The 24478-nt window shown below is 45.0% G+C and carries 20 protein-coding genes; 14 read left to right on the plus strand and 6 right to left on the minus strand.

All coding sequences use genetic code 11. From position 1 onward, the window contains the following. Nucleotides 1-104: 104 nt before the first annotated feature. Nucleotides 105-764, plus strand: coding sequence for a potassium channel family protein (locus tag AC6R05_RS16585; protein WP_084181833.1), 660 nt, complete (start codon nt 105-107; stop codon nt 762-764). Between the two features lie 8 nt (nt 765-772). After that, nucleotides 773-2140, plus strand: a complete 1368-nt coding sequence (locus AC6R05_RS16590; RefSeq protein ID WP_500648050.1) for a TrkH family potassium uptake protein — start codon at nt 773-775, stop codon at nt 2138-2140. A gap of 70 nt (nt 2141-2210) precedes the next feature. Here AC6R05_RS16590 and msrB read toward each other — a convergent pair whose 3' ends face one another. After that, nucleotides 2211-3353 carry a peptide-methionine (R)-S-oxide reductase MsrB gene (msrB, locus tag AC6R05_RS16595; RefSeq protein ID WP_285465583.1) on the minus strand — a complete coding sequence of 381 codons (1143 nt, stop codon included), beginning with the start codon at nt 3351-3353 and terminating at the stop codon, nt 2211-2213. A gap of 218 nt (nt 3354-3571) precedes the next feature. Between msrB and AC6R05_RS16600 the strand changes: the two genes are divergently transcribed. Beyond that, nucleotides 3572-3970 (plus strand): OsmC family protein, encoded by a 399-nt coding sequence (locus AC6R05_RS16600; protein ID WP_032550279.1) that lies wholly within the window; start codon nt 3572-3574, stop codon nt 3968-3970. An 86-nt stretch (nt 3971-4056) separates the two neighbouring features. Here the strand turns inward: AC6R05_RS16600 and AC6R05_RS16605 are convergent, their stop codons facing one another. The 4 genes from AC6R05_RS16605 to phnW form a co-directional block, all read right to left on the minus strand. After that, nucleotides 4057-5133, minus strand: a complete 1077-nt coding sequence (locus AC6R05_RS16605) for an OmpA family protein (protein ID WP_500648051.1) — start codon at nt 5131-5133, stop codon at nt 4057-4059. A 401-nt stretch (nt 5134-5534) separates the two neighbouring features. Further along, complete coding sequence (phnX, locus tag AC6R05_RS16610) at nt 5535-6353, minus strand: phosphonoacetaldehyde hydrolase (RefSeq protein ID WP_500648052.1); 819 nt, start codon at nt 6351-6353, stop codon at nt 5535-5537. Nucleotides 6354-6433: 80 nt separating this feature from the next. Next, on the minus strand, nt 6434-7840 hold the full coding sequence (locus AC6R05_RS16615; RefSeq protein ID WP_500648053.1) for an aspartate aminotransferase family protein: 1407 nt from the start codon (nt 7838-7840) through the stop codon (nt 6434-6436). Next, the gene (gene phnW, locus AC6R05_RS16620; protein WP_500648054.1) at nt 7837-8943 is read right to left on the minus strand and encodes a 2-aminoethylphosphonate--pyruvate transaminase; all 1107 of its coding nucleotides are present in this window, start codon (nt 8941-8943) and stop codon (nt 7837-7839) included. Before phnW ends, AC6R05_RS16615 begins: the two co-directional genes overlap by 4 nt. A 299-nt stretch (nt 8944-9242) precedes the next feature. Here phnW and AC6R05_RS16625 point away from each other — a divergent pair, with 299 nt between their 5' ends. Further along, nucleotides 9243-10253, plus strand: coding sequence for a putative 2-aminoethylphosphonate ABC transporter substrate-binding protein (locus AC6R05_RS16625; protein WP_084181834.1), 1011 nt, complete (start codon nt 9243-9245; stop codon nt 10251-10253). Nucleotides 10254-10394: 141 nt separating this feature from the next. After that, nucleotides 10395-11816 carry an FAD-dependent oxidoreductase gene (locus AC6R05_RS16630; protein WP_500648055.1) on the plus strand — a complete coding sequence of 474 codons (1422 nt, stop codon included), beginning with the start codon at nt 10395-10397 and terminating at the stop codon, nt 11814-11816. 126 nt (nt 11817-11942) lie between these two features. On the opposite strand, the gene AC6R05_RS16635 is transcribed toward AC6R05_RS16630, so the two are convergent. Next, entirely contained in the window at nt 11943-14126 is a 2184-nt protein-coding gene (locus AC6R05_RS16635; RefSeq protein WP_500648056.1) for a TonB-dependent receptor domain-containing protein, read from the minus strand. A gap of 391 nt (nt 14127-14517) precedes the next feature. Between AC6R05_RS16635 and AC6R05_RS16640 the strand changes: the two genes are divergently transcribed. The 9 genes from AC6R05_RS16640 to gnd all read left to right on the plus strand — a co-directional run bounded on the left by AC6R05_RS16640 (nt 14518) and on the right by gnd (nt 24441). Continuing rightward, entirely contained in the window at nt 14518-15627 is a 1110-nt protein-coding gene (locus AC6R05_RS16640) for a putative 2-aminoethylphosphonate ABC transporter ATP-binding protein (RefSeq protein ID WP_500648057.1), read from the plus strand. A 20-nt stretch (nt 15628-15647) separates the two neighbouring features. Beyond that, entirely contained in the window at nt 15648-17357 is a 1710-nt protein-coding gene (locus tag AC6R05_RS16645; RefSeq protein WP_500648084.1) for a putative 2-aminoethylphosphonate ABC transporter permease subunit, read from the plus strand. A gap of 77 nt (nt 17358-17434) precedes the next feature. Continuing rightward, nucleotides 17435-18139: a phosphonate utilization transcriptional regulator PhnR gene (phnR, locus tag AC6R05_RS16650; RefSeq protein ID WP_032550290.1), complete on the plus strand. Its 705-nt coding sequence runs from the start codon at nt 17435-17437 to the stop codon at nt 18137-18139. 106 nt (nt 18140-18245) lie between these two features. After that, nucleotides 18246-19148 carry an EamA family transporter gene (locus AC6R05_RS16655; RefSeq protein ID WP_500648058.1) on the plus strand — a complete coding sequence of 301 codons (903 nt, stop codon included), beginning with the start codon at nt 18246-18248 and terminating at the stop codon, nt 19146-19148. A gap of 203 nt (nt 19149-19351) precedes the next feature. Continuing rightward, nucleotides 19352-20368, plus strand: coding sequence for a TRAP transporter substrate-binding protein (locus tag AC6R05_RS16660; protein WP_032550292.1), 1017 nt, complete (start codon nt 19352-19354; stop codon nt 20366-20368). A gap of 85 nt (nt 20369-20453) precedes the next feature. Further along, entirely contained in the window at nt 20454-21011 is a 558-nt protein-coding gene (locus AC6R05_RS16665; protein WP_285465593.1) for a TRAP transporter small permease subunit, read from the plus strand. Beyond that, the gene (locus AC6R05_RS16670; protein WP_500648059.1) at nt 21004-22326 is read left to right on the plus strand and encodes a TRAP transporter large permease; all 1323 of its coding nucleotides are present in this window, start codon (nt 21004-21006) and stop codon (nt 22324-22326) included. The genes AC6R05_RS16665 and AC6R05_RS16670 overlap by 8 nt, the downstream gene beginning before the upstream one ends. 85 nt (nt 22327-22411) lie before the next feature. After that, nucleotides 22412-22918 (plus strand): gluconokinase, encoded by a 507-nt coding sequence (locus tag AC6R05_RS16675; RefSeq protein ID WP_500648060.1) that lies wholly within the window; start codon nt 22412-22414, stop codon nt 22916-22918. A gap of 29 nt (nt 22919-22947) precedes the next feature. Then, nucleotides 22948-24441: an NADP-dependent phosphogluconate dehydrogenase gene (gnd, locus tag AC6R05_RS16680; RefSeq protein WP_500648085.1), complete on the plus strand. Its 1494-nt coding sequence runs from the start codon at nt 22948-22950 to the stop codon at nt 24439-24441. Nucleotides 24442-24478 lie beyond the last annotated feature (37 nt).

Here is a 24478-nt window from a genome sequence, read left to right on the forward strand (position 1 = left end):
GAGATTAGGAAATTTTATCAGCGTAATGATGAATAATCTTATTCACTCAACGCTGCTGTTCAAGACTTGTTGTTTAGCCTCAACCAATGAGGATAGAGGAAATTATGACAGATAAACAGTTTGCCGTGATTGGGTTAGGTCGTTTTGGGCTCGCGGTATGCAAAGAGCTTCAAGATTCAGGGGCGCAGGTGCTAGCGGTAGATATTAATGAAGAGCGAGTTAAGGAAGCGGCTGGCTTTGTATCTCAAGGTATTGTCGCAAACTGTACCAGCGAACAAACCGTGAAGGAGTTGCGATTAGATGAGTACGATATGATTATGGTTTCAATCGGCTCTGATGTGAACGCCAGTATTCTGACCACTCTTGTTGTGAAAGAGGCGGGTGCCAAAACGGTATGGGTGAAGGCGAATGATAAGTTTCACGCTAAGATTCTGACCAAGATTGGCGCAGACCATGTGATTCTTCCCGAGCGGGATATGGGTATCCGAGTCGCAAGAAAGATGCTCGACAGACGCGTGTTAGAGTTTATTGATTTGGGTAGTGAACTCGCTCTGACTGAAATTGTAATAGGGCATAATCTACTTGGGCGACCACTCTCTGACCTCAAACTGTGTCAACAAAGTGATGTGCATGTGCTGGGTTTTAAACGTGGCCCTAACTTGGTCAAAGCACCTGAATTAGATATTAGTTTGGAGATTGGGGACGTGGTCATCATTGCGGGCCCTAAAGAGTTATTGGCTAATCGACTTAAATCATTGTCATAAGGCGGTCTATGCATTCAGTTCAAAGAAGAGGGCTGTTCTACACTTTAAAGCCAGACAATAAGCCGAAGAAAGGGTCTGAACCAAAGATCATCCTCACCAGTTTTCTTGGGGTTCTTATTCCGTCGGCAATTCTTCTTACTTTGCCCGTTTTTTCGGTTACGGGCCTTTCATTCACTGACGCCCTATTTACTGCGACTTCAGCGATAAGTGTAACTGGCTTAGGTGTCGTAGATACTGGGACCCATTTTACTCTGGCGGGTAAAGTGCTATTGATGTTCCTAATGCAGGTAGGTGGACTCGGGCAAATGACCTTGTCTGCGGTGCTCCTATATATGTTTGGGGTGAGGCTTAGTTTGAAGCAGCAAGCGCTCGCTAAAGAGGCATTAGGACAAGATAAGCGCGTCAACTTGAGAAGCTTGGTCAAAAAGATCATCGCGTTTGCGCTTATCGCGGAACTCATTGGTTTTATTCTGCTTTGTTTTCGTTGGATACCGGAATATGGATGGGAAACAGGGAGCTTTTATGCTCTTTTTCACGCCATTTCGGCTTTTAACAACGCAGGCTTCGCGCTCTTTTCAGATAGCATGATGACGTTTGTCGATGATCCTCTAGTGATCTTCACTCTAGCGGGGTTGTTCATCTTTGGAGGTTTGGGGTTCACTGTCGTCGGTGATTTAGCTTCAAATTGGCGCCGTGGCTTCAATCACCTACATCTACACACCAAAATCATGTTAACAGCAACTCCGACTCTGCTTTTAGTTGGAACCGTATTGTTCTGGTTGTTAGAGCGAAACAATAGTGAAACGATGCAAGGCCTCACAACGCACGGTCAGTGGCTAGCAGCTTTCTTTCAATCAGCCAGTGCTCGTACCGCAGGGTTTAATAGTGTCGACCTTACTCACTATACTCAGCCCGCTCTACTCGTCATGATCGTCTTGATGTTAATTGGTGCCGGCTCAACTTCTACGGGGGGAGGGATCAAGGTGTCAACATTTGCAGTAGCTTTTGTGGCTACGTGGAGTTTTTTACGCCAGAAAAAGCACGTCGTGATGTTTAAGCGTACTGTCTCATGGCAAGCTGTTACTAAATCCTTAGCTATTATTGTGGTCAGTGGAGCCATGTTAACGACAGCGATGTTTTTGTTGATGTTAACGGAGAAAGCGGCATTTGATCGTGTCATGTTTGAAGTAATATCAGCCTTTGCAACCGTTGGTTTGACAGCAGGGCTTACTGCGAATTTATCTGAGCCGGGCAAGTACATTATGGTGGTCGTAATGGTCATAGGCCGAATAGGACCTTTAACTTTGGCTTATATGTTAGCGAGACCAGAGCCCTCATTGGTGAAATATCCAGAAGACACCGTGCTAACGGGATAATTTTTCATTGGATCGAAATGAAAAAGCCAGCGTTAATGCTGGCTTTTGTCTGTTATATTGCTAGTGATGATTAACCCTCAAACATCTCCAAATAATCTCCGTATCCCTCTTCAGCTAGCTTCTCGACCGGAATGAATCGCATAGCCGCTGAGTTCATGCAGTAACGTAGTCCTGTCGGCTTTGGTCCATCTTTAAACACGTGACCAAGGTGTGAATCACCAAAGCGGCTGCGTACTTCGGTACGTGGATAAATCAGCTTGTAATCGGTTGTCGTCACAATGTAGTTGTCATTGATTGGTTGAGTGAAACTCGGCCAACCCGTACCTGACTTGTACTTGTCTTTTGATGAGAAAAGCGGTTCACCGGTTACGATATCAACATAGATGCCTTCTTCTTTGTTATCCCAGTACTCATTATCGAAAGGACGTTCTGTCGCGTCTTTTTGAGTCACGTTGTACTGAAGCGATGTCAGCTTCTGCTTGATCTCGGACTGTGAAGGCTTAGTGTAAACTTTCACGTTTGCAGCTTGGTTTTTGCCATCTAATAGTTGGCGAATCGTTTGTGGGTTTTCTTGGCGATCATCACCAAAGATTTTATCTAGGTACTGATCTCGACCCGAAGCATAACGGTAGTAGTTGTAACGAACCTTACTCTTTTTGTAGTAGTCTTGATGGTAGTCTTCTGCTGGCCAGAATTTTTTAAACTCAATCAGCTCAGTTTTTAGAGGAGCACCAAATAGGTTTGCTTCTTCGATTTCATTCATGAAGTTTTGAGCAATCTCTTTTTGCTCAGCGTTATGATAGAAAACGGCTGGACGATATTGAGGACCACGGTCGACAAACGAACCTTTGTCGTCGGTTGGGTCAATATGACGAAAGAACTGGTCAAGCACTTGCTCGTAGTTAACCACGCTAGGGTCATAAACAACCTTGATTACTTCGATGTGCTCCGTTTTTCCTGATGCTACTTGTTTGTATGTTGGGTTCTCTAGCTTTCCACCTGAGTAACCCGAAACAACATCGATTACGCCATCGAGTTTTTCAAGATCGGACTCGGTACACCAAAAACAACCACCAGCTAAAGTTGCAACTGCAGTTTTACCAGAGTGTGCCTCTTTATCCATTGTATTGGCTGTGCCTGTTTGGCTAACAAATAGTGAAACCAGTGGTAATGCGACCACGAGTGAAACCAATATTTTAGATAATTTCTTCATAGATACCTCATCTTGACGTTTACTCATTCGATGCTGAATGTACGAATAGAGACAGGACTTTGATGGAAAAAATTACACTATTCACTAAAAAAATATTTTGAAATTAAATTGTGCGTGTTTAAACGGGACGACTTGCTCTCGGAAACGACCAGTAGTAGGGTGGCGTTTAAGTAGTTGTATAACCATGATGAGTGTGTGTCACTCGACTAAGGAATAGCATGAAAGCAGAAGTTAAATGGGTAGAAGGCTTTAAATTTTTAGGCCAATCTCAATCAGGTCACTCTATCGTAATGGACGGTAGCGGTGGTGCAACGGCTCCAAGCCCAATGGAGATGGTATTGATGGCTGCAGGTGGTTGTAGTTCTGTTGACGTGGTTGATGGCTTAAAAGAAGCAGGACAGGCGATTACAGGTTGTAATGCAAAGCTCTCGACAGAACGCCGTGAAACTGCGCCAAAGATTTTCACTGCAATCAATATTCACTTCGAAGTGTCAGGTGATAACTTAGATGAAGAGCTGGTTGCGAAAGTATGCGCTGATTCATTAGAAAAATACTGCTCAGTTTGTTTGATGTTGGGCGCAGGCGTTGAAATGACCCATAGCTGGGAAATCGTCTAACCAAAACAAAGGCCATGTATCTGAGATACATGGCCTTCAATTTAGTTTGTAATTACGTTAGAGCGTGTATGCGCGATAACAACTAATTACTGAGCTGACTCTTCAACCATTACTTTTTCAACCTGAACTTCTTCAGTGTATTCAAAGCCTGGAATAGTCGCTTCTACGCGTCGGTTCATCGCACGGCCCTCAGCCGTATCGTTTGATGCTACAGGATTCTCTTCACCTTCACCTGTTGCAGTAATACGACTAGCATCAATACCTTGCTCTTCGATGTATGCAGCAACAGATGCAGCACGTTTCTTCGAGATCATCATGTTGTATTCCGCGGCACCTGTTGAATCAGTATGACCAACAACTTCGACGCTAGATTCTGGGTGAGCCTGAAGCACGGCAATCAGAGGCCCCAGGGCTGCCTTACCATCAGCTGAGAGTTCAGTACTATTAGTTGCGAACATCTCTTGAGAGAAACTTTCGGTTTGCTCTTTAGTCACTACAACCGTTGTTTTCTCTTCCATGACCACTTCTTTTACTTCTGTAATTGGTTCAGAAGGTGCCTGAGTCACAGCGGCGGCAGTAGCTGTTGCTGCCGCTGCAGAAGCTGTTGTTGCACCGGTGCCGAAGTTATAGCTAACACCAACAGAGAACAGGTTTGCGTTTAGGTCTTGGATGTAATTGTCATCGAAGTCATCGAAGTATTGATATTCGACACGTACAGCCCATGCGTCAGAAAATTGCTTCTCAACACCAGCTCCCAGAGACAGTATGAAAGCGTCTTCACCGCCATGAGAAACGTAAGCTGGGCCACCTTTTACAAAGAAGTCAAATTCTTGCTCCACAGGGAAGCGGTACATAGGGGTTAGGGATATTGCAATAAGCGGATCACTAAATTGAGCCGCAGTACCACCTTTGGAAAAGCTTGTCTTGTAATCACCTAGGAAGTCAGAGCTCAGTTCGACACCAATGCGGTCTGTGAAGTTGTAACCAGAATAGATACCAGCACCCACCGCATCGTCGTCACACTTGAGCCCATCAACACAAGCGCTGTCTAGCCAACCAAGGCCGAGTTTACCACCTACGTAGGTGGTTGCAGCGATGGATGGTGCTGCTGCAAGACCAGAGGTCGCAATAAGTGCACACATAATTTTTGACAGTCTTTTCATAATCTTATCCTTGTGATTAGTTTTTATTCTTACCTGAATCTGCCATAAAATGGTCATCGACTGTTTGTAACACACTGCTTGCAGACGATAACTGGAGGCGTTGATCCAGTTGGAATCTATCTATATGAGCGGTATTTCTATTGTTAATCCGATTGCACATGGGAGTCAACAAAATTGTTAAAAATTATACATTTAACTAAATTTTTGTTTTCATTTGATCGATAATTATTTGCTATATATAAAGCTATAGCTCAAGGTTATGATTTTACAATTTTTTTTGGCAAAAAGAGTGAACTTTTTATGCTATTTAATGCGTATTAATTAAAAAATCCCGGCGCCAAATAATTGACTTCGGGATTAGGTTTGGGGTAGATAGGTTTTAGGCTGTAAACTTCAGTAGATTAAGGACGCTCACCACGTAAGATACGAGCTTCGATCTGCTCGATAACGTTCGGTAGATCAGCAATAGTATCAACTAGATAGTGGGGTTTAGACTTGCCGAGTTTTTGCTTTGCTTTGTTACGAGCTGCGGCAAGCGTTGCTTCATCCGCTTGTTGGTACTCCTCGAAGGTTAAGCCCGCTTCATTTCCAGATAAAAGAAGACCAACTGTCCACATGCCTGCATTGTGGCCTTCATCGATCCCCGGAGCAGCATCATCAACCTTAATACATGAAGCGACATTGGTAACACCAAGGTCGATGACGTTCTTTAATGCCATGAATGGTGCAGGGCGGCCACCTTGTGGAAGATCATCAGTTGCAACTACGCAATCTGGATGATATCCGTAGTCCGCTGCGACTGGAACAAGCACGTCCATCACTTGGCGAGGGTAACCTGAACATGAACCAATCTTTACGCCTTGCGATTTCAAGTTATTTACCACTTCGATGGCATTTAAGATAGGCGCGGCGTGGTCAGCTACTTTTGCTTTCTGTAATGGCATGAATGCCGCGTATATCGCATCGATATCTTCAGAGTTCATGTCTCTACCAAACTGTTCATTCCAGCGAGTCTTTACAGAAGGTAATTGACCCACAGCTTGAATGTGGTCCCATTTGCCGAGCCCCATAGGCTCGCGAGCTTCTTCAAGAGAAATATGAAAATCGAATCCTTGTTTGAAGGCTTCTACAAAAATGCTGGTTGGAGCGAACGAACCGAAGTCTACGATGGTGCCCGCCCAGTCAAAAATTACCGCTTGGATTGTGGATGATTTCGTCATGATTGTTTGTCCTTTGTAAGCCTTGATATCAACGTCAAGGCTGTCACTAATTTGTTGGTGATGATTAACGTTGAATGAGGTTAAATCTGGTATCCAAAGTCTCGACATACTTTATCGATAGCCGCTTCAAAGATATCTAGAGCTGCATTGAGAGCGCTGCGTTCGATGATCAACGGAGGACTAAGTTGTGCGACATTCCCTTGTGAAACTTTAAAGCTCAAACCTTGATTTAAACACTGGTAAAGCAGCGCTTCAGCTTCATCGTATGCACGAGTCTTGGTTATAGGGTCTGTTACCAATTCGACTCCCCATAAAAGGCCAATTCCGCGCACATCGCCGATAACGGGGTAGCGTGCTTTCATATCGAGCAAGCGTTCTTTGACGAACTCACTGTCGTCTTTCACTTTTTGTAAAAGGTTGTGCTGCTCGATGACTTGCATGGTTGCCAGTGCTGCAGCGCAACCGATCGGGCTTTTCTCGTGGGTGTAATGACCGAGTGAGACTTGTGCTGCCGTGTTATATTTGTCTTTGGTTACCATTGCTGCGATCGGAACCAAACCACCGCCAAAGCCTTTTCCAATACAGAGAATATCTGGCTCGATGTCATAAGCTTGATGAGTAAACCATTCGCCACTGCGTCCCATACCATTAGGAATATCATCAATGATCAGCAGCACGTTGTGCTTGTCGCAGATCTCTCGGATTCGTTTCCAATAGGCTTTGCTTGGCACTTGGACATCAGTGTTTCGAACCGCTTCAGCAATGAATGCGCCAATGCCTCCCTCTTTCTCAATCACATACTCAAGGTAATCGGCGTAATGAACATCTGAGTTTGGGTCGCCATCGCGCATTGGGAAAGCTCCTCGGTACGACACCGCTGGTGGAATACGCTCTACCCCAGCCATTAATGGCCCCATGCCTTCACGAAAACATGCTTCACCACCGACAGAGATGGCATCAAGAGAGGCTCCATGGAAAGAGTCCCACAGCGAAACGACTTTAAAGTTGTTGGTTACGTGCCTTGCTAGCTTCAGTGCCATTCCAATTACAGAGGTACCACCGGGTGCGAACAACACACGGTTGAGTTCGCCACCACAGATTTGCGTTAGCTTTTCTGCGCACTCGATAGCCGTCTTGTTAGTAAAGCGTCGCGGAGAAAACGGAAGCGAAGCCATTTGTTCGGTTACTTTTCTGATGACTTCTGGATGCCCGTATCCCAGTTGATGGACATTATTCCCATGGAAGTCCATGTACTTTTTACCCGTTGCATCCTCTATATAGATACCTTCTGCATGTTGCAACGTATCTAAGCAGGGCGTTGACATAGCTTGGTGAAGAAACACATCTGAATCTCTCTTCAAAAGCGCTTGAGTGGCTTTATCGTCTAGAGAAGCGTTCCACTCCTGTCGCGCTGGTGTTGTGTTTACATCTCCTTCACTGCGAAAGTGAGTGTGAGAGTGGTTCTCTTTTGATTCACACTGCATCATGCGTTCACTTCCCAGTACTTTGCCTTTCCGATCGCACCTATTAGACGCTCAATGTCAGAAGGGTAAACTTCACCAATGTTGCCAATGCGGAAACAGTCAGCGTTGGACACTTTACCCGGGTAGATAACGAAGCCTTGCTCTTTAAGGCGCTCATAGAACTCTTTAAATTGGTAGTCGCTATGAGTTGGAGAATAGAAAGAGGTGATAATAGGAGAGTGAAGATCGTCGCTCAGTAACGGTTCGAAACCCAGAGAACGCATTCCAGCCACCAGTGTTTTCTGGTTAGTTGAATAACGTTGGAATCGCGCGGCAATCCCACCTTCTTGCTCAAGCTCGATGAGTGCTTGATAAAACGCGCGCACGGTATGCGTTGGTGAAGTAAAGCGCCATTTACCATGGTTCGTTTCCATACAGTGCCATTGGTCGTAAAGGTCTAAACTCAGTGAGTGAGCTTGCCCCTTACATTTCTCAAGTTCATCTTGTTTGGCAATAACAAAACCAAAACCCGGTACACCTTGAATACATTTATTGGCTGAGCTGATCATAAAGTCGATACCCAAGTCAGCGATGTCCATTGGGATACCACCAAAGCTCGACATGGCGTCGAGAATTACGATTTTGCCTTGTTGCTTAGCCAGTTGAGCAATCTCTTTAATAGGATTCAACATGCCTGTTGTGGTTTCGCAATGAACAATTGCAACATGGGTAATGCTTGGATCCATGGCCAATGCCGTTTCCATTTCGTTCAAGTCAGGTTGTGATGTTTCGCCTGGTGAAACGACATGGCATGGAATATTTAAATACTGCGCAATTTGTGCGATGCGAGCGCCATAAGCACCGTTATCGACCACCAGTAATTTGCCTCCTGTGCCGATTACACTGCCAATCGTCGCTTCAACAGAAGCAGTACCACTGCCTTGCATTAATACACTTGTATAGCCTGTTTGTTGCGTTGCAAGCTGAACCAGCCTATGGCGGATGACCTGTACGATGTCTTTGTTGTATTCATCGTCCCATGTACACCAGTCTTTTAGCATCGCTTGGCGAACTGATTCAGAAGTGGAAAGAGGGCCAGGGGTTAAGAGCAAGTATTCGTTTTTCATCTTGATTTCCATTTGGACTATACCAATATTTGCAATTACTCTATCAATCGAATCTGATGGAGGTAAAGAGTAAAATCACCAGATTCACAAAAGCTTCATATTCAAAATTCTTGGTGGTCATCTCGTCAGTAGAGATCTTCAAAATGCCATTTTTTGTTCATTTAATCGTCATAAAACTCGAATAGGTTAATATTCGTCATCTGGTACATACCAATAAGGTGTGTACTCATTAATGGAAATGAAAGAATGTATGTCGACTTGGCTGCATCCACTCTTGCTAGACAGTTCAACTGGAGAACATGATGAAAAACCGTTTTATGAAAGGATCACTAGCTGCACTTGTGTCACTACTGGCTACTAACGCATTTGCGGCCGAGGAAGTGACGGTTTATACGGCGTTTGAAACAGATATTTTGGCGAAGTACAAGAATGCCTTTGAAAGCGAAAACCCAGATATTCGCATCAAATGGGTGCGTGATTCGACAGGTATCATGACAGCTAAACTACTGGCTGAGAAAAATAACCCACGTGCAGAAGTTGTATGGGGCCTTGCTGGCTCATCAATGGCTCTGTTGAAAGAAGAGGGTATTCTTCAACCATATACGCCTCAAGGTGTTGATGCACTTCGCTCAAATCTGAATGATCCCCAATCTTCTCAAGCTTGGTACGGTAATGACGCATTTTTCAATGCAGTTTGTTTTAACGAAGCCGTTGCAAAACAGTTGAACTTGCCTGCACCTCAATCTTGGGAAGACCTCACCAAGCCTATCTATAAAGGCCACATTGCAATGCCAAACCCGGCATCTTCCGGTACTGGTTACATGCAAGTTTCAGCATGGCTGCAAAACATGGGCGAAGATCAAGCATGGAATTACATGCAAAAGTTAGATAAGAACATTGCACACTACACACACTCTGGTTCTAAACCTTGTGTACAAGCTGGTATGGGTGAAGTTGCCATCGGTATTTCTATGGCAAGTCGTGGTGCTAAGTTGAAAACGCAGGGTGCTCCATTGGCGGTAATCACTCCTGCAGGTATTGGTTGGGAATCTGAAGCGGTTGGGCTTGTTAAATCATCAGAAGCAGCAAAACGTGTTGTGGACTGGTCGATTTCTAAAGCAGCGAATGAACTCTACATTGAGATGTACCCAGTCGTTGGTCATAAAGACGTAACAGCAACAGTGAAAAATTTCCCAAATGTTGAAAAAAACATGGCGAAGATGGACTTTGCTCGTATGGGTAGTGAGCGTGCAGACGTATTGAAAACTTGGTCTGATAAGTTTGACGCGAAGTCTGAACCTAAATCTTAATCTTACCCCTCTAAATCAAAGGAAGGCTTAGGTCTTCCTTTTTTGATCAATCAGTGCAGCCCTTTAATGCTCGCTCTCTAATAATTCTCAATATTAATCACACCGTACGTTTTGGTGTCGATTTCGCTAGGTAACTCTTTTATGTCAAAACACTACTCATACTGGTTCAAACAAGCCTTGCAACAGGAGTTTGGTCAGGACACTCCGCCAAGTGATGCTGGTCAACCACTGACACAAGATATCGAAACAGACATCGCTATTGTTGGTGGTGGGTACACAGGATTATGGACCGCTATTTTAATTAAACAGCAACAGCCAGAAACGCGAGTTGTGGTTATTGAAAAAGGTTTGTGCGGTAGTGGCGCATCGGGTGCTAATGGTGGGTGTATGCTCACTTGGTCCACTAAGTTTCCAACTTTAAAACGCCTTTACGGAGAGCAACAAGCAAAATGGCTGGTGGAGCAGTCTGAAAAGGTCATTTTTGAAATAGAAGCGTTTTGCAAAGAGCATGATATTGACGCTCACCTTTATCGCAGTGGTACCTATTATACGGCGACGAACCAAGCACAGAGAGGTGGCATGGCCCCTGTTGTAAGTGAGCTGAAAAAGCAGGGAATCAACAGCTGGCAGGAGTGTGGTGATAATCTCAGTCGTCAGGCGGGATCAGAGCGTCACATCGAAGGTTACTATTCCGAAGCGGCCGGTAGTGTTCAACCGGCATTGTTAGCAAGAGGTCTTCGCCAAGTTGCAATTAAGTTAGGTGTCGAAGTTTACGAAAATACCCCGATGCTAGAGTTGAATTACGGTGAGACAGCTAAGGTCGTAACACCCGCAGCAACCGTTACGGCCGATAAAGTGGTGCTAGCGCTGAATGCATGGATGCTTGACCACTTTAAAGCTTTCAAAAGAAGTATCGTGGTTGTCTCTTCGGATATGGTGATTACTGACCCGATTCCAGAAAAGCTCGGGGAGTATGGCCCAGAGCAAGGCGCAGCTGTGGTTGATTCGAGGATCTTTGTTCATTATTACCGAGATACACGAGATGGCCGACTGATGCTTGGCAAGGGAGGCAATAAGTTCTCTTTTTCCAATCAAGTCGATAATATGTTTAACCAGCAGACGCAGTACCTTCCACTACTTAAAAACTCATTTCAAACCTTGTTTCCAAAGCTAGAACAGCAAGACTTCGCTTACAGTTGGTCTGGCGGTTCTGATCGTTCTGTTACCGGGCTACCTTTCTTCGGTAACATTGAGAATCAATCGAACATCTTTTATGGTCTCGGCTACTCAGGCAACGGCGTTGCTCAAACTCGTATGGGAGGCAAAATTCTTTCGTCGATGGTTTTGGGGTTGGACAATAAATGGACAAGAAGCGGCATGACAGAAGGCCCGCTCGGTCATTTTCCACCAGAGCCATTTCGTTGGCTAGGAGCGATGATGGTGCGCGATGCGGTGCGTCGAAAAGAACATGCAGAAGATGTAGGTCAAAAGCCGATGTGGATAGACAAGCAACTGGCCAAGTTGGCTGGTGCAGCAGGCAAAGCGGACAAAATTACTGGTTAGTAATACTAGACAGGTTCGCAAAATAAAAGGTAACCAAAATTCGTTTTGGTTACCTTTGTTGAGCTTTAAGTAAGCGGTATATGATTGGTGAGATCCAGAGTACTCTTACACCAACTCATTGTTTTCTTAAAATTGATAAGCGGCACTTAGTTTAATTTCTCGACCAGGTGAAGCGACCCCATTTGATAGATACGCTTCATAGTAACGATCTGTCAAGTTAGTCACAATTGCACCAAACGAAAGCCCTTTAACTTGTTGAACTTCCCATGTCGCATAGATGTCTTGCAGAGTATATTGGTCACTAGGTTTGTTGCTGTAGGTTTTGTCTTCACCTGTTTTGGTTTGAGCGTCGTACCAGCGAAGTTTCCAACCCGCTGTTAAGCCCTCACTCCATTCATAACCCAAACCAAGGTTAATGTTGAGTGGTGGTGTATTAGGGAAGTCTTCATCACTGCCTGTTGAATCGGCTAGGCTGCCTTTATATTGCCCGCGAACGTAAGCAACAGAAAAGTCGCTAAAGAAATCAGCAATACGATATTGGCTGATCAGTTCGAAACCGTGATTCTTGTAGCCATCTAGGTTGGTGTTCCAACTTTGGTTCTCATCCGTTTCTTTGTCTAAATTCGCACCTACGCGGTTGTGTACATGGTCACTCACATCATTGAAGAAAACAGTGAATTCAGTGCCAATAGAATCGCTATCGCTAAGTAACCCATCAGTAATGTTGATGACACTTGCTTGGTAGGCATGGATTCGTGACACCTCAAGGTCGCGAGCGGTTGCCGTTGCGGTTGCCCGTGCATACTGAACAGAATATAAATTATCGATGGTTGGTGCTTTCAATGCATATGCGTACGAGAAATTGAAGCGTGTACTATCGGTCGCTTCGTAATCAAGGTCGATGCGAGGGCTAAAACCTTCATGTGTTGTTTCACTATAGTCATGACCTGCGGCTGGATCGTTATAGTCTGGTGCAGCATTTCCTTTGCCTTCACTGACTACATACTCATACCTTATAGACGGAGTGACCGTGAAGCTAGGTGTTGCTTGGAAGTGGTCAGCAATATAGACGGCATAGGTTTTTTGCTTACCTGAAGGCTCATAATATGGTGTGTACCAGCCGTAATTTTTCTCTGCTTTGCTATCGTATGACGCATTGAAAACCAGTGAATCACGTTCTGTTCTTTGATATTGAAGACCCGTGACTAAGGTGTGGTTACCAAGAATCGCGGTGTTGTAGATATCGACAAAATCGCGTTTGTAGCTGAGCCAAGACTCGTGTCCATAGCTACCTACTGACACCCACATTTTTTCAAAGGCAATATCTGGGCGTACCCAGTGACGATCATTCTCAGATCGCGCAGCCTTAATGTTGAAATCAATGTACGGGCTAGATGGTGAGTAATGATATGAAGCTGTCGTCGTGTTGTCGGTGTATTCGTTGTAAACCGTATATGCGTATTTTGCAGCTTCTAGTGAACCATATTTTTTGATCGTCCATTCGGTAATATTTGGCATTTCGCCGCGTCGGTTAGCCCACGGTTTACGACCTTCATCTTTATAGCGAGTGTGGCTCACTTCAAATTGATGACGGTCGTTTTCATAACCTACTTTAAACAGCATGTTTTCTTGTTCATACCCAGAATAATCTAGGCCATTATCTGAACCACCGACGTGGATATCATCAGAGTCTGTCACCGAGCCATTGGCGATATAGTAAAATCCGGTATCGCTTTTTCCGTAGACGCTCAGGTTGTATGCCATAGAGTCGCCATTGGTGTTGTATCTCTGATTTGCACGAAAGCCGAAGTTTTCTCCTGGTGTTAGCAAGTCATCAACTGTCTTGGTTTTGATGTGAATAGTGCCACCAAACTTACCGTTGAGCGCTCGATAGTCATGTGCACCTTTGATAACTTCCGCTTCGCCAATCAAAAATGGGTCGAAGAAAAATGTACCGTAACGGTATTGTTGAAAACCGATCGGTGCGCCATCAACGAATACGGCTATGTCGCTTGGGTCAGAGAAACCACGGATATTGATACGCTCACCACCGGAACGAGCGCCACCATCAAGGTGTGCACCAGGCACTGAATCGATAAGAGACGCAAAGTTGGAATATTGTTGCTCTTCCACTTCTTGCCAGTCGATAGTGGTTTGACCCGGTTCCGATACGGTAATTGGTTTGGCGTATTGAACACCAATGACTTCAACAGACTCATCCGTGGCTTCAGACGAAACTGCGTTAAACGATTGAAAGACAGCAATTGAGAGCAGGCTTAACTTAAAAATGGGGTTCGAGTAAATACTCATAACAATGACTTATAGTAGTTATTTGGAGGGAGGATTATATGAATATTTATAAATTACACAAACATTAATGATATTTATTATCATTAACTTTTGGGTTGTATCACTGTTATATTGTAACAAATTGGGTATATCAGCTGGTTTTTTGGTTGCTTTCTAGGTAATCCATCTTAATTTATCTAAGGCGTTGAACCAGTATGTACATGGTAGAGGAGTCATCTTGGTACTCATATTCGGTAAATGATCTTCTCAGACTTCTAGCACTTATCGAGTACGAAACCGAACCGTTATACAAACGCAATATAACTGTCATTTAGCTTCTATAAATTTGTCACTCAACTGAAATATTCAGGGTTTAGATTTGGTATATACCATTTAAAGAGTGCTGCAGAAAATGAGCAATTCAACCTATCTGAATATAGAAAACGTTGTAAAACAGTTTGGTCAATTTACAGCGTTAAAAAACATCTCTCTGTCGATCGAGAAAGGAGAGTTTGTCTGTTTCCTGGGGCCGTCTGGCTGCGGAAAAACGACCCTTTTACGTGCAATTGCAGGGTTAGACCTTCCAACCTCTGGACGAATTGAACAAAACCAAGTTGATACTACCTTTCTTCCACCTGAGAAACGTGATTTCGGTATCGTGTTCCAGTCTTACGCGCTTTTTCCTAATCTGACCGTAGAAGAGAACATTGCTATTGGCTTAAAAAACCAAGGTATGTCGGACAAAGAGGCGCTGGAAGCGGTTGAAAGCTGGCTTGAGACGATTGGTCTGCCAAGATCTGGACAGAAATACCCAAACCAATTATCAGGTGGCCAGCAGCAGCGAGTTGCGCTTGCTCGTGCGTTAGCACTTTCTCCAGGTCTTCTACTGCTTGATGAACCGCTTTCTGCGTTGGATGCCAAAGTAAGAACGCATCTACGAGATGAGATTTGTCAGTTACAAAGAAAACTCGGTATTACCACTATCATGGTGACACACGACCAAGATGAAGCGTTAACTATGGCTGACCGTATTGTGGTGATGAATCACGGTGTAATTGAGCAAGTTGGGGCGCCACAAGAGATCTACCAAAAGCCTGCGACTCGATTTGTCGCTGAGTTTGTTGGATGTATGAACTTCATTGAAACATCAGTGATTGCGGATTCTAAGATGCGTATTGCTGAATCCATTCTAACTTTGCCAAAGTTAGACAACCTAGATACGAACGTCGGCGACCGATTTGATATTGCGATACGACCTGAGCAGCTTCAGTTCGTTGAACGTTTTAGTGAATCTCTTCCTGTTCGTATTGTGTCGAGCGAGTTTCTAGGCGCATTCTATCGTGTTGAGTGTGAACTTCAGCATGACCCAAGAGCAAAGCAGATTGTGGTTGATGTGCCAGTTAAAACCTTTAATGAAATGAAGCTGCGCCGCGGAGATATTCGTTATGTGGCGCTCGATCAGGATGGGTTGCGCGCATACCCAAGCAATGAGCGCCTTGTATCCAAAGATGAGGCGGCGTAATTGTCATGGAATCGACACAAATGATGCAATCTAAGCGACGAATTCAACAGCGTGTAACACCACTTCTCGCTCGAGTGAGTAAAGACAATGTCATCCTGTTCAGCTTGTTGGCGTTCTTATCTGTGGTGATGGTACTGTTCATCTTGATGCCGTTGTGGGCGATGCTTGAGAAGAGTGTTCAGAATGGCGAAGGGGAGTTTGTTGGCCTACAAAATTTTGCGACTTATTTCTCTTCGGCAAGTCTTTGGCAATCGGTGGGTAACACATTTACTCTTGGGTTACTGGTGACAGTTGTCGTAGGCTTGCTGGCATTTGGTTATGCTTATGCTTTGACGCGCTCATGTATGCCGATGAAAGGTCTGTTTCAAGTGCTTGGTTCAGCGCCGATTCTTGCTCCGTCTCTATTACCAGCTATCAGTTTGATTTTTCTGTTTGGTAATCAGGGTATTGCTAAGGAAGTGCTGGGTGGTCACTCCGTTTATGGTTTGATCGGTATTTCATTGGGTCTGATCTTTTGGACATTTCCTCATGCCTTGATGATCCTGACAACCTCATTGCGCACGTCAGATGCTCGTTTGTACGAAGCAGCAAGAGCTCTTAATACTTCACCTCTCAAAACTTTTTTCATCGTGACTCTGCCAGCAGCCAAATACGGTTTGATCAGTACACTCATCGTTGTGTTTACGCTGGTGGTGTGTGATTTCGGTGTGCCGAAAGTAATTGGTGGCAGCTACAACGTTCTTTCCACTGACATCTTTAAGCAGGTGGTTGGCCAGCAGAACTTCTCAATGGGTGCGGTTACCAGTATCTTGTTACTCCTGCCTGCGGCTTTGGCATTTGGTGTGGATCGCTGGGTACAAAAGAAACAGAAAAGCTTGTTTGATACACGCTCTGTCGCCTATCAGCCACAACCTAGTATGGTTCGAGATAGTGTCTGCTTTATCTATTGTTTGATTATTTCTGCTGCTGTTGTGGTTGTTTTAGGAATGGCGATATACGGTTCTATGGTGACGTTTTGGCCTTGGAACAAAGCGCTGACGCTTAACAACTATAACTTCGCTGAAATGAGCACTTATGGTTGGACGCCGTTTTTCAACTCCCTAACACTGGGTGCTTGGGCGGCGGTTATTGGTACCGTACTGATTTTCCTTGGTGCATACGGCATAGAGAAAGGCCGCGCATTTGCACCAATTCGCCAAGTCATGCAGATGTTGAGCGTAGTACCTATGGCGGTTCCAGGCATGGTTCTAGGTTTAGGTTATATCTTTTACTTTAATGACCTGAACAATCCACTAAACTTCCTGTATGGCACGATGACATTCCTCGTTATCAATACTGTGGTGCACTATTACACGGTCGGTCATATGACAGCTCTCACCGCATTAAAGCAGCTCCCTGCAGAGATTGAGGCGACAGCTGCCTCGGTCAACCTTCCTCAATACAAGTTGTTCTTTAAAGTGACGGTGCCGGTATGTTTGCCTGCCATATTAGACATTGCGACTTACTTGTTTATTAATGCATTGACTACGACTTCTGCGGTAGTATTCCTATATTCAACGGATACCATTCCAGCCTCAGTCTCGGTACTTAATATGGATGATGCTGGACAAACTGGCGCAGCTGCGGCGATGGCGGTCATGATTATGCTGTCGGCAGCGAGTGCGAAAGTGGTGCACTTGGTTATCAATAAGCTGTTTGAGAAGCGTACACAGTCTTGGCGTAAGCGATAATTCGTGGTTTGGCGAATAAGAATTAATATGTGTGGCCATGGAGCGGCTACCAGAAAGAATAATTAAAAGGAAAATTGGTGCAGTACGTAAAAATTAAAGATGTCATTGTTGAGCAGATAGAGTCGGGGATGCTTTCTCCAAGACAAAAACTGCCTGCAGAGCGTAAGTTAGCAGAGTCTTTCGATACGACTCGCGTTACGTTGCGTGAAGCCTTGTCTTCATTAGAAGCGGAAGGACGCATTTATCGTGAAGATCGCAGAGGTTGGTTTATTTCACCGGAGCCATTGCGTTACGATCCTACTCAAACGCTTAACTTTACCAACATGGCATTGTCTCAGAACCGTCAACCTAAGACGGAGTTGATCGCAGCTAAAGGAATACTGGCGACGAAAGAGGCGACTCGATTGTTAAAGTTGGCGCCTTTCTCTGATGTTTACCGAGTCGACCGAGTTCGCTATTTAGAAGACAGGCCAGTGGTGTATGTGACTAACTACATTCGTCCCGAGTTGTTCCCAAATCTGTTAGAGCATGATCTCTCCAAGTCACTTACTGATATTTATCGAGAGCACTTTGGTGTTGTCTACCAGACGATCCGTTATCGAGTGAGTACTACGTCATTGCTGGGAGAGACGGCTCAGGCACTTCGAGCGACATCAGGCTCACCGGCGATGGTGGTTGAAAGGATCAATTACAATCAAGATGGTGAACTGATTGATTGCGATATTGAATATTGGCGACATGACGCCATCAGTATCGAATCCGTTGCTCACCTAGAGCGGTAGAAGGTTAGCTGAGTGAGCGAATCGGTGCTCGTCGGTTAATTAAGCTTCAATACCTAATCAGGTCTCTAAGTTAGAGGCCTTTTTTATCCTCAAAATTGGAAAGAACATGGAACTGTCCGCCATAGTCATAGTGATAATTTCAGCTTTACTTCATGCTGGCTGGAATGTACTGGGCAAATCAAACCAGAGTTCTGGCTCGGCCTTTTTCTTGGCGTCGAGCTTTGCTGCTGCCACTTTGCTCACCCCTTATCTTATTTGGTACATCAACACTGTCGGCTTCTTTAATATCGGTTTACCGTTTTGGCAATTGCTACTGCTGAGTGGGATCTGTCAGGTGGTCTACTTAGTAGGGTTGGGGGTTGCTTATAAGCAAGCTGATATCGGTGTGATATATCCAATGGCTCGTGCTCTGCCTGTTTTGATGGTGGGGTTCGGAACTTTGCTGTTGGGATATTCATTGACGTACAACCAGTGGCTTGGGTTTGCGCTGATAACCCTAGGTTGTTTAGTGGTGCCCCTTAAGAACTTTAAAGATCTAAAGCCACGAGCCTATTTGAACCTAGGTGTACTTTGGGCACTCATCGCAGCGATTGGCACAACTGGTTATTCAATCATTGATAAAGAAGCCTTATTGCTGCTCGGCGACATCGAATCCAACAAGGTTACAAATAGAGATGCATCGATCTTTTATTTGGGCATGCAGTTCTGGGCGATAGCTTTGCCACTTAGTACTTGGTTATTGCTCTCAAAGCAGAGTGTAGAGTTTGCAAACGCATGGCGAATTCGCAAAAAAGCCGCAACTGCTGGAGTAATGATGGCCGCGACTTATGGACTGGTTCTGTTCGCAATGACCATGACTGAAAATGTCAGCTTGGTGGTAGCGCTAAGACAGGTGAGTATCATCTTTGGTGTTGTGATGGGGATCTACTTTTTGAAGGAAAAGTGGCACATAACTCGTGGTGTAGGTGTTCTATTTATTCTGTCAGGTTTGGTTATCTCATTGTTTTAGAATAACTATTATATGGTCAATCATTCTTAAAGTGTGACTTTTCGCACGCAATTCCCTTATTGATAGCAAACGTTTTACTGTTGTTAAAGATGTGATCTCTCTCATAGACAGTCTGGTAAAGTTACCGGTAACATCGCATTCAACGTTACCGGTAACATAAAATAACAAACCGGATTAAAGTGAAACCCATAAGGATACCCCGAATGAAAGCTATGACTAAAACGCTGATTGCTGCTTCCCTAACAGGTCTATTCGCGACTTCTGCAATGGCTGCAGACTTCAAACTGAAAATTCAATCTTCAGATCCATCTGGTGATCTGAACTTCAAAGTTCAACAGAACTGGGCTGAGCGTGTTGAGACTATGTCTAATGGTCGTATCGACATCGATCTTCTACCGGTAGGTGCTGTGGTTAAGCACACAGAGACACTAGGCGCGATCAAAATGGGTATCCTTGATGGCCAAGTAACTGCAACAGGTTACTTCTCTGGTAAAGATCCAGCATTCGGTCTTATTGGTAACATGGTTGGTGCTTGGTCTGATACAACACAACTGCTGCAATACATGAACTACGGCGGTGGTAACGAGCTAATGACTGAGCTTTACGCTCCTTACGGCGTTAAGTTTGTTGGTGCTTCGACTACGGGTGTTGAGTCGTTCATCTCGAAAGTACCAGTAGACGGTGTTGATGATCTTAAAGGTCTCAAACTGCGAGCTCCTGAAGGTCTAGTGCAACAAGTATTTGCAGCGGCAGGTGCGACACCAGTTAACTTACCAGGTTCTGAAGTATTTACTGGCTTAAGCAAAGGCGTTATTGATGCGGCTGACTACACAGTATTCTCTACTAACCAAAAAGCGGGCATGAACGACATCGCAACACACCCAGTTCAACCGGGCTTCCACTCTCTTCCTCTGATCGATATCTCTATCTCTCAGAAGAAGTGGGACAAAATGCCTGCGGATCTACAAACTATTCTGCAAACGTCTGTTCGTGACTTCTCTTACGACATGACAACTCAGCTGAAAATGGCTGACCAAGCAGCAGTGAAAGAAGCGCAAGCAAACCCAGAAATCACGATTCACAATTGGTCTGACGAAGAGCGTAAGAAGTTCCGTGAAATCGCGAAAGGTCAATGGAAAGTATTTGCTGAACGTTCTCCAAATGCACAGAAAGTATACGACTCTGTAACTGGCTTCCTAGAGACAAACGGTCTACTTTAATTCACAACGATTATCCAGGCTAAATACCTATTTTAGCTTCTCTTTTGGAGGGCAATTGCCCTCCGTTTTTTTTGAGCAATACGTTATGACAGATAAAACGCCTCATGCGCCCCAAGAGCAAGAAGAGCAACCAAGAAACATTCTCGACCGCGCCATAATCAAGGTCAGCAATGTTCTAAGTGGTTTGTTCATCTTCACTGTATTGATCTCCTTTTACGAAGTGGTGATGCGTTATGCGTTCGATGCCCCAACTACTTGGGTACACGAAACCGCTTCTTTTGTTGGTGGCTCGCTATTTATCGTGGGCGGTATTTACGCCTTTGCTGCTAACAAACATGTTCGAGTTGTTCTTATTTACGATGCAGTTTCTTCTCAAACTCGAAAATACCTAAACCTAGTTCACCACATAGTGGGTTTAGCGTTTGCAGGTATGTTGGCTTACGCCTCTTATTTCATGGTTCAAGAGTCTTGGTTTACACCCTGGGGTGACCTTCGTCTTGAAACATCAGGCTCGGTACTGAATGCTCCGTACCCAGCGCTTCTTAAAGGCATCATCTTTGTTTGTCTTTGTATTCTTGTTGTCCAGTTTGTATTGCACCTAATCCAAGAGATTGTAGGGCTAGGGAAGAAAGACGATGTTTGATTTATCTTCTATTGGCATCGCATGGGGCAGTATCCTCATGCTGGTTATGATGATCGGCTTGCTACTCACGGGTATGCAACTGGCATTCGTAACAGGCTTCGTTGCCATCTTTTTCACACTGTTTTGGTTTGGTCCAGATGCACTGCCTCTAATTGCTAGCCGTACTTACAGCTTCGCATCAGGTTATGTATTCCTCGCGGTTCCGATGTTTGTATTGATGGCCGCGCTGCTTGACCGTTCAGGCATTGCTCGCGACCTGTTTGACGCAATGAAGTCCGTAGGCGGAAGAGTTCGTGGTGGTGTTGCCGTACAGACTCTCTTGGTTGCGGTATTGCTTGCTTCAATGTCAGGTGTTATCGGTGGTGAAACCGTACTGCTGGGTATTCTTGCACTGCCACAGATGCTGCGTCTTGGTTATGACCGCAAGTTAGCCATCGGTACAACTTGCGCGGGTGGCGCACTGGGTACTATGCTGCCACCTTCTATCGTACTTATCATCTACGGTATGACAGCAAGTGTGTCGATTGGTGACCTGTTTAAAGCGTCATTCCTTCCGGCATTTATCCTGGCGGGCTGCTACATTGGTTATGTTCTAATTCGTTGTAAGTTAAACCCTTCTTTGGCTCCAATTCCAAGTGATGAAGAGATCGAAGAAGACATGGCAAATCAACCGAGCTACTTCAAAGCGCTGTTCTTCCCACTGCTTTCAGTAGCAACCGTACTGGGTAGTATCTACACAGGTATCGCGTCAGTAACAGAAGCGTCGGCTCTGGGCGTTGTAGGTATCATGATTTCCGCAGCGATTCGTGGTGAGCTTAACTTCAATATGCTCAAAGAGAGTGCCATCGCAACGATGCGTACCTGCGGCATGATCATGTGGATCGGTATCGGTGCAAGCGCACTGGTTGGTATCTACAACCTAATGGGCGGTATCGACTTTGTTGAAGAGGTGATTCTAAGCCTAAGTGGCGGTAGCCCGCTTGCAACACTGCTTATCATGATGGTTATTCTATTGGTTCTAGGTATGTTCCTTGACTGGGTTGGTGTAGCGCTTCTAACGATGCCTATATTCGTACCAATCATCACAAGTCTTGGTTACGACCCAGTATGGTTCGGTGTGGTGTTCTGTCTAAACATGCAGGTGTCATTCCTATCACCTCCGTTTGGCCCAGCAGCCTTCTACCTGAAATCGGTGGCACCGAAAGACATCAGCTTGGGCGAGATCTTCAGTTCACTACTGCCATTCATCGGCCTACAGGTTCTGGTACTCGGGATGGTGATTGCATTCCCTGAGCTCGCGATGTGGTGGAAATAATCCCCACCTTTTAAAGACCTAAAGAATCCCCAGATTATATAGACAGCCTCCAGTGTGAGTTGGAGGCTAAGGATAGTATTGTCCAATGAAAGCGAAAAAAATCTTAGTAATGGGCGTTTCAGGCTGCGGTAAAAGCTTGATTGGTAGCGAAATTGCTAACGCTCTAAACCTGCCTTTTCATGATGGTGATGATTACCACCCACAATCAAATGTGGACAAGATGGCAGAAGGCATTCCTTTAAACGACGATGACCGTCAAGGCTGGTTGGAAACTCTAAACAAGGTTTACGTTGAGAATGAAGCTGCAGTGATTGCTTGTTCAGCGCTAAAACCAGCGTACCGCGACATTCTACGAAACAATAATCAAGAGCTGGTAATCGTTTACTTACAAGGCTCATTTGACACAATTTGGAATCGTCATAAGTCGCGTGAAAATCACTATTTCAATGGCGAAGCGATGTTAAAGAGCCAGTTTGAAGCATTGGTTGAGCCACAACAAAATGAGGCGTTGTTTATCGATATTTCGCAAAACGTCCAAGGTGTTGTTGCTGATGCGCTACAAGCAATTAAGCAGCTTGAGGAGAAGAACTAATGAGCACTTCAGATCTTTCTCAGTCAAGTATGCCTCAATCCAGCATTGCGATGATTGGCCTCGGTGTTATGGGCAAAAGCCTTGCGCTGAATCTACTTGATCAAGGCTTCAACGTGACAGGCTTTGATATCAGTGAAGCTCATCGTGAGCGTGCTGAATCAGAAGCAAAAGAACTCGCGCAAAAAGTCGATAAAGGTAGCTTCTATAAAGCCGCTGACCTGAACCAAGTTCTCGACTCTCTGGTTAAGCCGCGCGTGATTGCCTTGTCTGTCCCTGCTGGCAGCATTGTTGAGGCAGTGATTGACGATCTGCTAGCCGCTGGCCTTGAGCAAGACGATATTGTTATTGATACGGGTAACAGCCTTTGGACCGATACAGAAGCTCGTGAGTTGAAATATCGTGGCAAACTACGATTCTTCTCAACGGCGGTATCTGGCGGCGAAGTAGGAGCGCGTACAGGCCCTGCATTGATGGCTAGCGGTGACAGAGAGGCTTGGAATTACGTTCAACCAATGTGGGAAGCTATCTCAGCTAAGGTTGACGAAAATGGTTTGCCTGTTGGTCAATTCGAGAAAGGTGAGCCTTGTGCGGCTTACCTAGGCCCCGCCGGTGCTGGTCACTATGTGAAAATGGTGCATAACGGCATTGAGTATGCGGACATGCAGCTCATTTGTGAGGTTTACCACTTTATGTCTGATGTGCTAGAGATGCCTGCACAAGAGATTGGTGAAGTCTTTGCTAAGTGGAACCAAGGTGTACTGAACAGCTATCTGATGGAGATCAGTGCTGATATTTTACAGACGCTAGATCCAACAACACAGAAGCCGTTTGTGGAAGTTGTGCTTGATAAAGCAGGGCAGAAAGGCACGGGGCTTTGGACGGCAGTGAATAGTCTTCAAGAAGGGGCGCCAGCCCCAACCATTGCTCAAGCGGTATTCGCTCGCGCTCAAAGTAGCCAGAAAGCGGTACGAGTACAAGGTGCGAAGGTGTTGCGAACGCACGTCCAACCAAGTTGCGGTAAGGCCAAACAAGAGACCATCGAAGAGCTACATGATGCATTGTACTGCGCTAAGCTTTCGGTTTATGCGCAAGGCTTTGACTTAATGAAAGCAACCTCAATCAAAGAGGGTTGGGATCTCGATTTTGCCCATATTGCTAAGATTTGGCGTGCAGGTTGTATTATTAGAGCGGTGTTCTTACAAGACATCACTAAGGCATACCAAAGTGATGCTGAGCTGAGCAATTTGTTATTCGCAAATCGTTTTGTTGAAGAGGTTCATGAACGTTCTTGCGGTTGGCGTGCAGTCGTTGCAAACTCGGCATTAACCGGTGTTCCAATGCCAGCTATTAGCTCTGCTTTGGGCTACTTCGATTCACTTCGCTGTGAAGTACTACCCGCTAATCTGCTTCAAGCACAACGTGACTACTTTGGCTCTCACACATATTCGCGCATTGATAGCGATGAGCAAAATAAGTTTCATATAACTTGGAGTGAAGCGCCACGTACAGAAGTTGAAGCTTAGTCCTCATCATTTAAACGTCCTCATTATGGGGACGTTT

This window comes from Vibrio sp. R11-SG3-ISO9 (assembly GCF_059834255.1).